Source organism: Halostella limicola (assembly GCF_003675875.1).
In the GTDB taxonomy this organism is placed as follows: domain Archaea; phylum Halobacteriota; class Halobacteria; order Halobacteriales; family Natronoarchaeaceae; genus Halostella; species Halostella limicola.
This window is the reverse complement of sequence record NZ_RCDI01000003.1, coordinates 678,310-691,956: the sequence shown is the minus strand read 5'-3', so window position 1 is coordinate 691,956 and position 13,647 is coordinate 678,310. Positions and strand designations below refer to the sequence as shown.

Below are 13,647 nucleotides of genomic sequence, written 5' to 3'. Positions count from 1 at the left end.
ACCCCGATAGCAATGGCCTCCGGCAGGATCAACCGGAATGCTCCCGGCCACTGTGGGCCGGGGGGTCTGGCGGGTACACTCGTAAGAGTGTACACCTATTGCGTGGTCCGTAATTCGGCGACCACCGGACCGTCTGAACGGCCGGGTGGCACCGAACTACCAAGGCTAACATCAGATTCCATCGTGTACGGCGGACCGCAGGGGTGGAATCCTCATTTCCTTCGGACTTCATTGTAGGCGTCCACGGGTACATAAACCCGTCGAATCCTCTTCGACGAGCGTCGAACGCTCGTCGGAAGTCCTGGGCGGTGTGACCGCCCTCGTCTTCGGACTAATTTGTAGTGTTCGAGTAAGGTATAAACCCTTCGAACCTTGTCCGGCGAGCAGTCGCCCAGCCGGAACACGGGGACGGAGACGCGATCGTCGCCGACCCGAAGTCCGTCTTCGGACCTATTTTTAGTGGATGATTGGTATTTAAACCCTTTCATACACGTCGGGTCCGGGATTCACCTGGAGGGCCGAGGATCGTCTCGCCCTCCGCGCGTGTTTGTTCGCACTACATTCGAATCGATTCGGTAATAAAAGGCCGTCGACTCGTCGGCTATTGGATGAACGACCGTTCGAGATCGGAGTCGAAGGCGGTTCCCGACGAAAGAGATAGATGTATGGGGATCGTAGACACGGTCGAATACGTCGATTCGTGGGGAATTATGGACATCGAAGCTCTGCGCGAACGAGGCGACGACCGGATACGGTCCGTCGCTGACGCGCTCGACCTGCCCGACAGTGTGTGTGAGACCGGCTACGCCATCTTCCACAGGGCGTTCACGGACGAGACACAGCAGGGACGGTCCTGCGAGGTCGTCGCCACGGCCGCGCTGTATCTCGCGTGCAAGCGGGAGAACGTTCCGGCCAGTCCCAAGGCGATCGCCGCCGAGGGAGAACTGGAGAAGAAGTTGCTTTTCCGGCGGTCCAAGTGGATCCAGTCCGAACTCGGCGTCCAGATCCAGTCGTTCAACCCGAACGCGTTCGTCGACGAGTACTGCGACGCTCTCGGATTGCCCGACGACACGCGCGAACTCGCCCAGAACATCGTCACGGTCACCACCGATCAGGGACTCGCGTCCGGAAAATCGCCGCGAGGATTCGCCGCCGCGGCGGTGTACTACGCGGCGACGGTCCACAGGGAGGAGTGCACGCAGAGCGACGTCCACGAGATCGCGGACGTGAGCAAGATCACGATACGGAACCGCTACCAGGAGCAGGCGGAAGCGGTGGGTGACCTCCTGACGGAGGGCGGGGAGCTCGCGGCCGACTAGTCCTGGTGTGGGGTTCCGAGAACGCTCTCGACGCGCGTCCCGTTGTACCGACACTCCTCGAGTGCGTGCTTCGCGGCCATTCCGGCCTCGTGAGCGTTGTTGGCCCGGCCGACGCCGACCTGCAGGTCCACGTCGACGGCGTCGGCGACGTGGCGGATCGCGTCATCGTACTCGTCGTCCGAGAGGTTCGGGCAGACGGCGATGATGTTGTCGCCCCCGACGAAAAAGGAGAGTGACTCGTGCGCGCGGCGCATGTACCGCATGAGCTCCGCGTATCCCTGCTCGATGGTGATGAACGTATCGAAGGCGTTGATCTGGTCGGTGTATTTCCCGGTCGCGTTGACGACGTCGAAGTGGGCGATCTGAACGTCGTCGTCGGATCGATCGTCCGGTGCGACGTGATCGCCGCGGAGGATCTCTCGCCGTCCCTTGTCCTGTGCGCTCCCGGCGTCCTGCAGCTGCTCCGTCGCGGTTTCGAGCGCCTCGATCGGCGAGGGCGAGGCCGCGACGCTGAGGCTGATCGAGACGGGATAGCGGTTACCGATTGACTCCTGGACCCGGTCGTGAACGTCCATGTCGAGCCCGTTCGTCACCGCGATCATGTTGTCGAAACGGGTGAAGAACACGTACCCGTCGCGGTTCCCGATGAGCTGGGAGAGGTCGGCGTACAGGCGGGACTGCATAGTCTGGAGATCGACCTCGCGTCGCGGCTCCGGCGTCACCGTCCATGGACCGTAGTTGTCGATCTGAATGAGCGTGACCTGAGTGTTCGCCACAGTGGGCATGGGTACGGGGTTCTCCCTTATTGCCTTATTGACTGACAGCAGGCGTGTGTGAAGACCGTTTGGCAAGTGGGAAACGGTGTGCGAGCGGAGAGGGGCTTTATTCGGCTCCCGGTCGTACGGCGGATCGTGTCCGATAGCGTCCCGGAACCGGCGGAGAGGCTGCTCACGAGCGAACCGCTGATGGCCCACTTCGCGACGAGCGTCGACGACCGACCGCACGTCGCCCCGGTGTGGTACGTCTACGGCGACGGCGCGGTCGAGCTGGTCACGTCGGGGCGAAAGCTGCGAAACGTCAGGGAGAACCCCCGCGTCGCGCTCTCGGTCCAGAAGGACGAGGGCGGACAGACGGAGTGGACGGTGACACTCTTGGGGACGGCGACGGTCGTCGAGGACGAGGCGGCGTTCCGGGAAGCGAACCGTCGCATCAACAGGAAGTACGGGGCCCCCGAGAACGCTCACGCCGAGAACGCGCTGGTGCGGGTCGACGTCGGCACCGCTTCGTACAGGACCTACGACTGACCGTCGGAACCGTGGGGAGCGACGCGAGCGAGCACCTGTACCCACCCGTCGCCGGACTGCGCGTCGATCAGGTCGAACCCCGCGCCGTCGATCAGCGATGCGAGTCCCTCGACGCGGTATCGTTCGAAGTAGCGACCGCTGTCCGCATCGAAGCCGCTCCGGTCGCCGCGTTTCACCGAGAGGAAGACGACGCCGTGGTCGTCGAGCACTCGGCGGAACTCTCGCAGTGTGTCGGGCGCGTCCGCGCGCGGGACGTGAAGGAACGAGGCGCAACTCCAGACTGCGTCGAACGACGCCCCGCCGAAGGGCAACCGACGCATGTCCCCGCGCGCGAACGACGCGTTCGGGACGCGCTCGCGGCCGGCGCGCAGGAACGACGGCGTCAGGTCGAACCCCGTGACGTCGTATCCGCGCACGGCGAACTCGGCTGCGTCCGCGCCGGGACCGCACCCGACGTCGAGGATGCGGTCCCCGGGAAGGACGTCGAAGAAGCGATCGCCGTACTCCGCGGCCACCGATTCCCGTCGATACCGTTCGACGTACGAGTCGGGATCCGCTTCGTAGGCGTCGAGCGTTCGACCGATCTCGTCCATACGCGGCGGTCGAACACTGGTGGCAAAACCGTTTCGCCGACCGTCGTCGGTACCACCGCAGTTTACGTCAGCGGACGGACCGGCGAAGCAATTATGACGGCGGCTCCGGACCAGCATGGTATGGGGAGTTCCTCCTACGAGGAGTTGCTGGCGTTTCTTCGATCCAGAGTCGGCGACGGGCTCCACGTAGTCGTCGCCTACGACGAGACGTCACACGACGTCCTCTACCAGTCGGAGATCTCACGGCGGTACGTTTCGGAAATCGCCGAGAAGACCCCGGAAGAGATCCGGGAGGACTTCGTCCTCGAATCGCTCCAGAGTTCCCTGAGCAGCAAGGCCTACGGTACCGACACCTACTGCAGCATTTACCTCTCGGACCTCGGCACGAGCTTCCTGCTATTACTGGGCGCGAAAGACGGGATCTTCTTCTCGATCGACCCCGAGACGGAGGTAGCGCTCCCGACGTTCGTCGACGAGTGTTTTGAGAAGATCGATTCCCAGCGATAGTGGAGGAGATCTTGCACCACGGCCGCAGTGAAGCCGCTCCCCGCTCCAAAGGTTCCTCGGTCACGGATACACGCGGCGCTCGAAGGTGAGCGTCGCGTGAGGAAGTGGGGTCGGAGGGATTTGAACCCCCGATCGACTGATATCTCCGGTGCGCCTCGGTACCCCAGAGGGTCGTCAACGCGACCGATGATCAGTCGGTCGCTCGGTATACCAGTCTGGGATGTCGTCACCGAGCGCTGAAACCTCTGGAGTCAGTCGCCATGCCGGGCTTGGCCACGACCCCTCGATTCCTCGTTGGTCGGAGTTGCCTAAAGTGGTTTCGGTTCGGAATCGGGTGCGGGCGGTCAGTCGCGGTCGGTTTCGCCCCAGTCGCACTCCTGACACTTGTACCCGGTGACGAACTCGGTGACGGTCGGCATGTACCCGACGGCGAGGACGTCCTCGCCGCACTGGGGGCACTGCCGGTCGGCGTCCTCGATGGCTTCGGCCTCCATGACGCTCTCGCCCTCGATCATCTCCGCGAGCGACTCGGCGGTGACCATCCGGCCCTGAACGACGCGGTTGCTCATACGCGAGGAAGTCGGCCGGGGAAAGTAAGCGTTCGGCTCTAGAGCCAGGGCGCGCGGCCCTCGGCGGCGACCGGGTCGTCCGCGGTCCGGTCGTCTTCCGCGTCGTCGTTCGCCTCCTGGCCGCCGTCGGCCAGCGTACCCTCGGGACCGGCGTCGGCGGGGGAGCCGTCGTCCGACTCCGCGAGCGTCGCGTCGCCGCTGGGGTCGAACGCGAACAGCGCGGTCACCGCGAGGACGGCGAGCGGCGCCTGGTCGAACAGCAGGCCGAGCAGCGACAGCGGCAGGACGCCGAGCGCGACGGCGCTGCCGAAGCGGAAGCGGTCGATGTCGACCTGCTCGCGCAGCATCGGCGAGAGCAGGGCGACGGCCAGCGCGAAGCCGACGCCGACGCCGGCCGAGGCGACCGCCTTCGCGACGAGCGTCGCGTCGGGAACTAACACCAGTTCCGCGCCCGCGGGGTCGAAGCTGGCGACGAGGCCCAGGCCGATGATGACCGCCGGACGGGGCAGGTACTCGCCGATCCGGGCGCTGGCCGTCTTCGCCGCGACGGCGGCGATGACGAGCGCCGCGAACCGCTCGAACAGGGCCATGTCCAGCAGGCTCTCGATAGTCGGCGCGAGCGCCGCCTCCGCGGCGGCGACCGGGAGCAACACCGCGCCGACGAGCGCGACGATCTTGGCCTGTTCCCGGGGCGTGCCCTCCATCTCGGCGAGGATGACCGCGACGGTCGCGCTCCCGCCGAACACCAGCAGGCCGACCTGTATGATACCGGCGACGGAGTCGACTCCCCCGGCGAGGACGAGCGCGGGGAAGATGCCGTCGATCAGCGGGAGACACATGACGGTAGCGAGCAGCTTGGTCGCGCCGCCCACCTGGTCCTCGAGGTGCAGCGCGATCGGGTGCTGAGACGTGCTCATGCTGGCTTATCCGTGATGGCCATACCCCGTGGCCGATGGGTGTTCCGGATGGCGATAGCGGCTGCCGTCACCGCCCCACTGCCAGTTAGCCGGAAGCGAATTCTCCGCCCGTTTAAATGTCACCGCCATCGCGAAGAGTGTAAAGAGGTTGCCGGAGTCGTCGCTCGTCTGACCGGCGCTGCGCGATGCGATGGGACTGGCGGAGTCCATACAGTACAAACGTTCAGGGTTGTCCATAAGTATTGCGTGGGACGTGTCCGCACGTTCCCCGGTGAACGGCCACGAGCGGCGATGTACCGTGTGGCAGCCTCCCAGATCGGGGGGCGTCTCGCAACGTTTTTGGGCCGCGGATGCCGACAGTTTACATGGCGAACGACGTTCCTGAGGACGAACCCTTCTCCGAGAAGCTCCGAGTACCGGAAGCGCTGACGTTCGACGACGTGCTCCTCCGCCCGAAGGAGAGCGAGGTCGAGCCGGACGAGGCGGACCTGTCGACGCGCGTCTCGACCAACGTCGAACTGAACGTGCCGATACTCTCGGCGGCGATGGACACGGTGACCGAGAGCGAGCTGGCCATCGAGATGGCCCGGCAGGGCGGCCTGGGTGTCCTGCACCGCAACATGAACGTCGACCGGATGGCCGCCGAGATCGAGCGCATCAAGCGCGCCGACGAGCTCGTCATCCGCGACGTCGTCACCGCGCGGCCGGAACAGACCGTCCGCGAGGTCGACGAGATGATGGAGCGCGAGGGCGTCAGCGGCGCGCCCGTCGTCGACGAGGACGACGAGGTGCTCGGCATCATCAGCGGCACCGACATCCGCCCGTACCTGGAGGTCGGCGAGCGCGACGAGGTCCGCGAGGCGATGACCGACGAGGTCATCACCGCGCCCGAGGACGTCACTGCGCGCGAGGCGCTCGAACTGATGTACGAGTACAAGATCGAGCGCGTCCCGATCGTGGACGACGAGAACCGGCTGGTCGGCCTCCTCACGATGCAGGGGATCCTCCAGCGCCGCGAGTACGACAACGCCGCCCGCGACGACGACGGCAGGCTGCTCGCGGCCGCCGCCGTCGGCCCGTTCGAGACGGACCGCGCGACGGCCGCCGACGAGGCGGGCGCCGACGCCCTGTTCATCGACACCGCGCACGCGCACAACCAGAACGTCATCGACGGCGCGCGCGATATCAAGGAGGCGGTCGACGCGGACGTCGTCGTCGGCAACGTCGGCACGCGCGAGGCCGCGCTCGACCTCGTCGACTTCGCCGACGGGATCAAGGTCGGCATCGGCCCGGGCAGCATCTGCACGACGCGAGTCGTCAGCGGCGCGGGCATGCCCCAGATCACCGCGGTCGCTCAGGTCGCCGACGTCGCCGCAGAGCACGACGTGCCCGTCATCGCGGACGGCGGCATCCGCTACTCCGGCGACGCGATCAAGGCCATCGCCGCCGGGGCAGACGCCGTCATGCTCGGCTCCTACTTCGCGGGCACGGAGGAGGCGCCCGGCCGCGTCATCACGATGAACGGCAAGAAGTACAAGCAGTACCGCGGCATGGGCAGCGTCGGTGCGATGGCCGGCGGCGACGACGACGAGAACCGCTACCTGAAGGAAGCCCCCGAGGACGAGGAGGAGTACGTCCCCGAGGGCGTCGAGGCCGCGACGCCGTACAAGGGCACCCTGCAGAGCGAGCTCCACCAGCTCTCCGGCGGGATGCAGAGCGGCATGGGCTACGTCGGCGCGGCGACGATCCCCGAGTTCAAGGAGCGCTCGGAGTTCGTCCGCGTCTCCTCGGCGGGCCAGCGCGAGAGCCACGCCCACGACGTCGTCATCACCGACGAGGCGCCGAACTACAGCCCCGACGAGTAACGCCGCCTCCCGTCGCCAGCGCCGCGGTCGTCGACGGTTGCCGCGGCCGCCGCTCGGACGAGCCGGGGAGCGGAGATCCGGGTCGGCGTTTCGGTGCCCGTTCAGCGAGACGCCGTGTCGCACGCCGGGCTACAGGTCTCCCTTTCCGCCGCGTTCGAACTGGAGTGTGCCTTGAACTCGTCACCGCAGTTCGCGCACTCGTAGGTGTCGAAGTTCGCCATACGTGCCGGGATACTCCGGGACCCGTCAAAGGATTTTTGCCAACCGACGAACCTGTCGTCGAGCGGCGTTCACCGGCGTGCGTACAGGAACGGTAACAATTAACAAGAACTGCTCCGATGTTCCGGCCGGGGAACGAGATGGGCGTCCTGAAACGACTCCGCGACACTATCCGTGACAGTCCGGCCAAACGGTACGAGTGCTTCCACTGCGACGGCACGTACGACACGTCCTACCGGGTGTGTCCGTCCTGCGGCGGTCCGCGGCTCGAACGGATCGACTGACGTGACTCTTTTGGGGGTCCTGCGGAGGCTTCGACGGCTGGTTCCCGCGCCGTCGCCGGAGCGGCCGCGATGGCGGAGCGCGCCACGCGTGGCTCGTCGGTAGTTCGCGCGAGAATGTAACGGTCCGGGCGCGATTTGAACCACGCCGAGACGTTCCGGTTCGCTCGCTACGCTCGCTCACGCGCTGCGACTCGTCTACTGCAAATCGCTCTGGCCGCTTCGCTCCTCACGAAAGTGATGGTCGCAAAAGCGGGCCGGGCGCGATTTGAACACGCGACCGTCTGATTAAGAGTCAGACGCTCTGCCGGACTGAGCTACCGGCCCTGTGCACTCTCTGCTTGCCGGGGTATACTAAAATACGTTTTGTTTCGCGATTCGGATGCGGGCGGGGAGTCGGCGACGGGACCAGGGTCAGCGGATCTCGAATCGCTCGAAATCGGTCGAACCGCACTCCGAACAGGCGTCCTCGTCGGAGTCGAGCGACGCGCCGCACCGCCGGCACTCGTGGAGCACTTCGGCATCGTCGGCGAGGAGACGTTTCATTCGTTTTAGAAGCACGGTTTGACCTCCGCGCGCGGCGGTCCCCGAGGGGGATCGTCGGCGCGCATCACTATCCACCGAGTTACGTGCGAGGGATAAAACAGGATCGGATCGCCGCTCGCACCGCGGCCGCGTCGCGATCGGGCGATGCGGTTCGGAAGGAGATCGGCGCGTCGGCACCGAAGTCCCGAGACGGTGGATCCGGCCGGAATCGCCGTTGGAGCGACGGGTCGGGACCGTTAAGTGTGGTCCGAGATAAAGGTCTGGCAAATGAACACTGGGGTCGCTATCTCCTCGATCTCGACGTACGCTATCCTCGGTTGCGGGAGCGTCGGTCACGCGGTCGCCGAGGAACTCGTCGACCAGGGGAAGGACGTACTCATCATCGACAAGGACCCGGGGCGAGTCGAGGCGCTGCGCGACCAGGACCTCAACGCCCAGCAGGCGGACATCAGCGACGGCTCGGTCGCCGAGATGGTCGACGACCGCGACGTCATCCTCATCATGTCCTCCGACGTGGAGGCGAACAAGGCGGCGGTGTCGAACATCCGCGAGCAGGAGGCCGACCACTTCGTCGTCGTCCGGGCCAGCGACCCGGTCTCCAGCGACGAGCTGACCGAACTGGGCGCCGACCACGTCATCAACCCCTCGGCGGTCATCGCGGACTCCGCGCTCCGCTCGCTGGAGACGGGCGAACTGGAGTACAAGGCCCGGCAGCTGAGCGACGTGCTGACCGACACGAAAGATCGCGTGGCGATCCTCACCCACGACAACCCCGACCCCGACTCGATCGCGAGCGCGGCGGCGCTGCAGGCGATCGCGGAGCACCTCGACGTCGAGGCGGACATCCTCTATCTCGGCGACATCGGCCACCAGGAGAACCGGGCGTTCGTCAACTTGCTGGGGATCGAGCTCCACAACTGGAACGACATCGAGGACTTCGACGCGTACGACACGGTCGCGCTCGTCGACCACGCCAAGGCCTCCGAGGTGACCCACGACCTCGCGGTCGACGTGCTCATCGACCACTACGAGCCCGACGAGGACTACGACGCGGAGTTCGTCGACGTGCGCCCGAACATGTCCTCCACCTCGACGATCCTGACGAAGTACATTCAGGAGTTCGACATGAACGTCGGCGAGGAAGTCGCCACCGCGCTGCTGTACGGCATCCGGGCGGAGACGCTCGACTTCAAGCGGGACACGACGCCCGCGGACCTGACGGCCGCGGCGTACCTCTATCCGTTCGCGAACCACGACACCTTAGAGCAGGTCGAGTCGCCGAGCATGTCCCCGGAGACGCTCGACGTGCTCGCGGAGGCGATCACCAACCGCGAGGTGCAGGGGAGCCACCTCGTCTCGAACGCCGGGTTCATCCGTGACCGCGACGCCCTCTCGCAGGCGGCCCAGCACCTCCTGAACCTGGAGGGGATCACGACGACCGCCGTCTTCGGCATCGCCGACGACACCATCTACCTCGCCGCGCGCTCGAAGGACATCCGCATGAACATCGGGAAGGTGCTCGCCGACGCCTACGCGGAGATCGGCGAGGCCGCGGGCCACTCGACGCAGGCCAGCGCGGAGATCCCGCTGGGCATCTTCACGGGCATCGAGACCAACGAGGAGAACCGTGACACGCTCCTCCAGTTGACGGAGGAAGCGGTGAAGCGGAAACTGTTCGACGCGATGGGCGTCGAGAGCGGAGAGAGCGGGAACGGCTCCTAGGCGACTGCCTCTTCTTCCTCGTCTTCGGGCCGGCGGATGCGCTCGATGACGTCGTTGATCAGGATGACGTCGCCGACCGCCTGCACCCAGCGGTAGGGGATGATGACGCCGCGGGCGTCGCCGTCGATGGCGCCGAAGACGTCGGAGTTCAGTTCGTGCAGCGCGAGGCCGGTGACTATCTCCGTGTCGAGGTCGAGACGGACGTCCTCGACTTCGCCGACGAAGACGCCGTTGTTCGAGTACACCTCCCGGCCCACCAGCGCGGTGATCTCTTGGGGCGTGTCGTCCATACAGGTCCGGTGTACCGGACGTACCTTAATTGTTGGTCAGACGCTCGCCCCGGCGACGTCGTCGAGCGTCGCGCCGAGGACGTCGAGCGCCGCGCGCATCCGCTCGGGATCGCGACCGAGGCTCACCCGGATCCGCGCGTCGTCCTCGAAGAAGCGGCCGGGGACGACCAGCAGGTCCCGCTCCAGCGCCGCCTCTGCGACCGTCGGCCCGTCGACGCCGTGCGGGTCGAGGAAGGCGTACGTGGCGCCCGGGAACACTCGCCCGTCGAGGTCGTCGCGCTCGTCGACGAACGCCGCGAGGAGGTCGTGGTTGGCGGCGACTCGCTCCCGACCGTCCGCGACCAGGTCGTCCACGTGTTCGAACGCCCGTTCCGCGAGGGCGACGCTCGGATCCGCGGGACTGGCGAAGTGCGTCGCGGCGGAGCGGGCGGCGCCGACGATCGCCGGGTCGCCGACGACCCACCCCAGGCACAGCCCCTCTAGACCGAAGAACTTCGTCAGCGACCCCGTGATCGCGGTGTTCGGAAGGCCGGCCGCGGTGACGCCGCCGAACGGGCCGTCGCCCTCCAGGACGTAGGGCGCGTACACCTCGTCGACGAGCAGCGCGGCGTCCTCGCCGGCGGCGGCCTCCGCGACCGCCGCGAGCGTCTCGCGGTCGGCCAATCTCCCGGAGGGGTTGTGCCGGTTGGTCACCGTCACGAACGCCGTGTCCTCGGTCGCCGCGCCCGCCACCCGCTGCGGTTCCAGGGCGTACTCGGAGTCGGGCTGGCGGCGGAACCGGTCGACGTCGATGCCGAACAGCCGCGGACTGTCGACGAGCGGCTCGTACGCCGGCTTTTCCACGAGCGCCGAGTGGGCGCTCTCACCCCCGTTCCGGTCCGCGGCCGCGACGGCCGCTGCGGCGTTCGCCGTCGTCGCGCCCGCCGTGAGGAGGACGCCGTCCCGGTCGACCCCGTACCGCTCCGCGATTCGGTCCCGGAGGCACGGACCGCCCTCGGGGTGGGACAGATCCCCTAACCGCTCGGGAACGACGCCGGATTCCGACGGCGCGGCGAACAGCCCGCTCGATCCCAGATCGTGAGCGACGGCGCCGGGCCGGCCCCGAATCCACTCGATGTACTCGACGGTGGGAACCATACTACCGATCCCCGCGCGTCCGGGTTCAGTGTTTCCGTCGCGATGCAGTGGGTCGCTGAGCCGGGCGACCGAAGACGACCTCGGCGAAAAATCTTATATACCTCGAATCACGCGCTGCGTGGCGGTTCGGAAGGTGATGTTATAATAGATGCGGTGGTTGTTGGTAGGTGCCGGGGTGCCTCTGACAACCGGCAAACGTCGGGCCGACTTGCCCGGGTCGGCTCGACGGAGCGGGATAGAGCCCCCTTCGGTGGCTCCGTCCGCTTTTCAGTTGAACTACGTCGCGAGCGACGCGAGCGGCGATATTCGCCCTTCTCGCCGACGATGTGAACGTCGTCCCACACCGTCGAGCGGTCCGCTTCTCACTCCCGGCGGGCCAATCGGAGTTCGGCGTCGAACGGCTCGCGAAACCGGTCGTGTGTGCTCTCGGTCACCGCACCGGGGACGACCGCGAAGACACCGCGGGCGTTTCGCTTCCGGGACCGGGAGGCGACGGCCGAAACGAGCTGGTAGACGTTGTCCGCCCGGGCGTACATGAGCAACACGTTGACGTTGTCGAACGCGACCCAGCCCTCGCCCGGTTCGACGTAGCGGACGGCGTCGGCGAAGCGCGCGTCGACGCCCGTCAGGTCCGTCGGCCCGACGACGTCCGCCACCCAGAGGGGCCCGTCGTAGTCGACGGCCGACCCCGACACCGGGACGACGCCGACGTTCTCCGGGTCCCCGCTGCGGGCGCGGACGGTCCGCTCGACCGCGCTCGGCGGCCGCGTGGTCGAGACGACGAGCAGGTTCTCGAACGCGGACCGTGGGAGGTAATCGAGCGGCGACCGCATCGACGGCACGCCGACCAGACACTGCGTCCCCGGATCGACCGAGACCGTCCGCTCGCCGTCCCCGTCAGTCGTCGTCCGCGCCATCGAATCCCTACGTGAAGGTCGCCTCGTCGCCGTCCGTTTCACCCTCGGACGCGCCGCGAGCGGCATCGGACGTCGCGGGGCCGAACGAGTCGGCGTCGAGGTCGACGAACTCCCGCGCGAACCGCCAGACGCCCGCCGCCAGCGACAGCGCGGCGACGAAGTGGATGCCCGTCCGGCCGGCCAGCGTCCAGAGTCCGAGGACGCCCAGCGCGTAGGCGACGGTGAAGAGAAAGAGGCTGAGCGCGAGGAGCACGACCCCGACGGTGTAGGCGACGTTCCGGGCGTGGGTGACCAGCGGGTAGACGAGCAGGGCGGACGTCAGCAGCAACAGGGCCGCGTTGAGCAGGAAGCCCAGTTCGACGAGCGTCGCCATCTCAGACCGGCCTCCGCTCGGTCAGGAGGAGGATGCCGTTGACCGCCGCGATCAGCGCCGCCGCCACGGTGAGCGACGACAGGGCGAGGTACGCGACGGCGCCGATCTCGACCCGCAGGATGCTCGGGACGATCACCGCGAGGTTCGCGACGATCAGGACGGGGAGCGGTTTCAGCATCGCCCCGAACGGCGCGTCGCGGAACCCGAGCGCGGCGATGACCGACAGCGGGAGCGCGATCGCGAGGACGGCGAACGTCGCGAGCAACAGGACGTGCGTCGGCGACGGCGGGAGCCCGAGAGCGTACAGGGCGCCGACCTGTCCGGGATCGTTCATAACGGGGGGTTCGGACGCCGCGTAGTAAAGGCGTCGGCCCACCGGCGGTTCGCTACCCGGGTGCCGTCACAGCGCGTCGTCGAGGAACCCGACCGGATCGTCCGCGAGGTCTGCCGCCTCGGCTCGCACCGCGGTCCACCCGGCCGCCTCCGCCGCCTCGACGTCCGAGTCGTGGTTCGAGACGTAGACGTACGCCCCGGACGCCGACTCCTCGTCCCCGAGGCGGCCCTCGGCGGCCGCGAAGAGGTCGCCGCTCTCCTTCGTCGCGTCGAGTTCGTAGGAGATAGCGACGTCGTCGAGCGCGTCGAGGACGCCCAGCTTCTCCAGCTTGGCGCGCTGGAGGTCCGGGAGGCCGCTGGTGAGGACGCCGACGGGGAACTCCTCGCCGATCGCCTCGATCAGGGCGGGGAGGTCGTCGACCGCGGGGCGGACCGCGTCGACCTCCAGTTGCTTCTGGACTCCCGCGGCCTCAGCGGGATCCATCTCGACCTCGGCGTCGAGTTCGTCGAAGTAGGCCTCGTACGCGCCGGCCATCGGCTCGGGGACGAGGTCGAGAAAGCGGTCGAAAAACAGGTTCGAGTGCCGCGTCGGATCGATCTCCGGGTCGGGCACGTCCGCGCGCTGGAGCGTCTCGACGACGAGCGCGTCGAACGGCCGCTCCATCCGCGTGAGCGTCAGGTCGAGGTTGAAGTAGACGGCCTGTGGTCGCATGGTCGCCGGTACCGCCGCGGCGGGCGTATTCCTTGCGATCAGC

General features: G+C 67.2%; 18 protein-coding genes and 2 tRNA genes. 6 read left to right on the top strand and 14 right to left on the bottom strand.

The genetic code is table 11. The features are described 5' to 3' along the window. Positions 1 to 710 precede the first annotated feature (710 nt). Positions 711 to 1,319 carry a transcription initiation factor IIB family protein gene (locus D8670_RS16915; RefSeq protein WP_162994337.1) on the top strand — a complete coding sequence of 203 codons (609 nt, stop codon included), beginning with the start codon at positions 711 to 713 and terminating at the stop codon, positions 1,317 to 1,319. Here the strand turns inward: D8670_RS16915 and D8670_RS16910 are convergent. Then, the gene (locus tag D8670_RS16910; protein ID WP_121819283.1) at positions 1,316 to 2,095 is read right to left on the bottom strand and encodes a GTP cyclohydrolase III; all 780 of its coding nucleotides are present in this window, start codon (positions 2,093 to 2,095) and stop codon (positions 1,316 to 1,318) included. The genes D8670_RS16915 and D8670_RS16910 overlap by 4 nt on opposite strands. Before the next feature lie 135 nt (positions 2,096 to 2,230). Between D8670_RS16910 and D8670_RS16905 the strand changes: the two genes are divergently transcribed. Further along, entirely contained in the window at positions 2,231 to 2,623 is a 393-nt protein-coding gene (locus D8670_RS16905) for a pyridoxamine 5'-phosphate oxidase family protein (protein ID WP_121819282.1), read from the top strand. Here the strand turns inward: D8670_RS16905 and D8670_RS16900 are convergent. Further along, on the bottom strand, positions 2,614 to 3,216 hold the full coding sequence (locus D8670_RS16900; RefSeq protein ID WP_121819281.1) for a class I SAM-dependent methyltransferase: 603 nt from the start codon (positions 3,214 to 3,216) through the stop codon (positions 2,614 to 2,616). The two genes, D8670_RS16905 and D8670_RS16900, sit on opposite strands and share 10 nt — an antisense overlap. A gap of 120 nt (positions 3,217 to 3,336) precedes the next feature. Here D8670_RS16900 and D8670_RS16895 point away from each other — a divergent pair, with 120 nt between their 5' ends. Then, the gene (locus D8670_RS16895; RefSeq protein ID WP_162994336.1) at positions 3,337 to 3,723 is read left to right on the top strand and encodes a DUF7522 family protein; all 387 of its coding nucleotides are present in this window, start codon (positions 3,337 to 3,339) and stop codon (positions 3,721 to 3,723) included. Positions 3,724 to 3,828: 105 nt separating this feature from the next. Here the strand turns inward: D8670_RS16895 and D8670_RS21115 are convergent. From D8670_RS21115 to D8670_RS21110, 4 genes are all read right to left on the bottom strand, one after another. Then, positions 3,829 to 4,006: transfer RNA gene (locus tag D8670_RS21115), tRNA-Trp, on the bottom strand. A 61-nt stretch (positions 4,007 to 4,067) separates the two neighbouring features. Next, positions 4,068 to 4,292: a DUF5795 family protein gene (locus D8670_RS16885; RefSeq protein ID WP_121819279.1), complete on the bottom strand. Its 225-nt coding sequence runs from the start codon at positions 4,290 to 4,292 to the stop codon at positions 4,068 to 4,070. Between the two features lie 38 nt (positions 4,293 to 4,330). Further along, complete coding sequence (locus D8670_RS16880; protein ID WP_121819278.1) at positions 4,331 to 5,209, bottom strand: DUF5794 domain-containing protein; 879 nt, start codon at positions 5,207 to 5,209, stop codon at positions 4,331 to 4,333. 6 nt (positions 5,210 to 5,215) lie between these two features. Next, positions 5,216 to 5,419 (bottom strand): DUF8099 family protein, encoded by a 204-nt coding sequence (locus D8670_RS21110; protein ID WP_162994335.1) that lies wholly within the window; start codon positions 5,417 to 5,419, stop codon positions 5,216 to 5,218. Between the two features lie 155 nt (positions 5,420 to 5,574). Here D8670_RS21110 and guaB point away from each other — a divergent pair, with 155 nt between their 5' ends. Together guaB and D8670_RS21105 are read left to right on the top strand one after the other, a co-directional pair. After that, entirely contained in the window at positions 5,575 to 7,074 is a 1,500-nt protein-coding gene (gene guaB, locus D8670_RS16875; protein ID WP_121819277.1) for an IMP dehydrogenase, read from the top strand. Positions 7,075 to 7,412: 338 nt separating this feature from the next. Beyond that, positions 7,413 to 7,577, top strand: coding sequence for a hydrogenase maturation nickel metallochaperone HypA (locus tag D8670_RS21105; RefSeq protein WP_162994334.1), 165 nt, complete (start codon positions 7,413 to 7,415; stop codon positions 7,575 to 7,577). A 250-nt stretch (positions 7,578 to 7,827) separates the two neighbouring features. Here the strand turns inward: D8670_RS21105 and D8670_RS16870 are convergent. Together D8670_RS16870 and D8670_RS21680 are read right to left on the bottom strand one after the other, a co-directional pair. Then, positions 7,828 to 7,901: transfer RNA gene (locus tag D8670_RS16870), tRNA-Lys, on the bottom strand. 87 nt (positions 7,902 to 7,988) lie between these two features. Further along, entirely contained in the window at positions 7,989 to 8,120 is a 132-nt protein-coding gene (locus D8670_RS21680) for a hypothetical protein (protein ID WP_255459067.1), read from the bottom strand. 267 nt (positions 8,121 to 8,387) lie between these two features. Between D8670_RS21680 and D8670_RS16865 the strand changes: the two genes are divergently transcribed. Then, entirely contained in the window at positions 8,388 to 9,842 is a 1,455-nt protein-coding gene (locus tag D8670_RS16865; protein ID WP_121819276.1) for a DHH family phosphoesterase, read from the top strand. Here the strand turns inward: D8670_RS16865 and D8670_RS16860 are convergent. The 6 genes from D8670_RS16860 to D8670_RS16835 all read right to left on the bottom strand — a co-directional run bounded on the left by D8670_RS16860 (position 9,839) and on the right by D8670_RS16835 (position 13,604). Then, positions 9,839 to 10,132: a PRC-barrel domain-containing protein gene (locus tag D8670_RS16860; RefSeq protein WP_121819275.1), complete on the bottom strand. Its 294-nt coding sequence runs from the start codon at positions 10,130 to 10,132 to the stop codon at positions 9,839 to 9,841. The genes D8670_RS16865 and D8670_RS16860 overlap by 4 nt on opposite strands. 36 nt (positions 10,133 to 10,168) lie before the next feature. Beyond that, a complete protein-coding gene (locus D8670_RS16855) occupies positions 10,169 to 11,269 on the bottom strand; it encodes a pyridoxal phosphate-dependent aminotransferase (RefSeq protein WP_121819274.1) in 1,101 nt (366 codons plus the stop codon). Positions 11,270 to 11,631: 362 nt separating this feature from the next. Continuing rightward, positions 11,632 to 12,186 (bottom strand): DUF7504 family protein, encoded by a 555-nt coding sequence (locus tag D8670_RS16850; protein WP_121819273.1) that lies wholly within the window; start codon positions 12,184 to 12,186, stop codon positions 11,632 to 11,634. A gap of 7 nt (positions 12,187 to 12,193) precedes the next feature. Beyond that, the gene (locus D8670_RS16845) at positions 12,194 to 12,559 is read right to left on the bottom strand and encodes a hypothetical protein (RefSeq protein WP_121819272.1); all 366 of its coding nucleotides are present in this window, start codon (positions 12,557 to 12,559) and stop codon (positions 12,194 to 12,196) included. A gap of 1 nt (position 12,560) precedes the next feature. Beyond that, positions 12,561 to 12,893, bottom strand: a complete 333-nt coding sequence (locus tag D8670_RS16840; RefSeq protein ID WP_121819271.1) for a hypothetical protein — start codon at positions 12,891 to 12,893, stop codon at positions 12,561 to 12,563. A 66-nt stretch (positions 12,894 to 12,959) separates the two neighbouring features. Next, positions 12,960 to 13,604: an HAD family hydrolase gene (locus tag D8670_RS16835; protein ID WP_121819270.1), complete on the bottom strand. Its 645-nt coding sequence runs from the start codon at positions 13,602 to 13,604 to the stop codon at positions 12,960 to 12,962. Positions 13,605 to 13,647 lie beyond the last annotated feature (43 nt).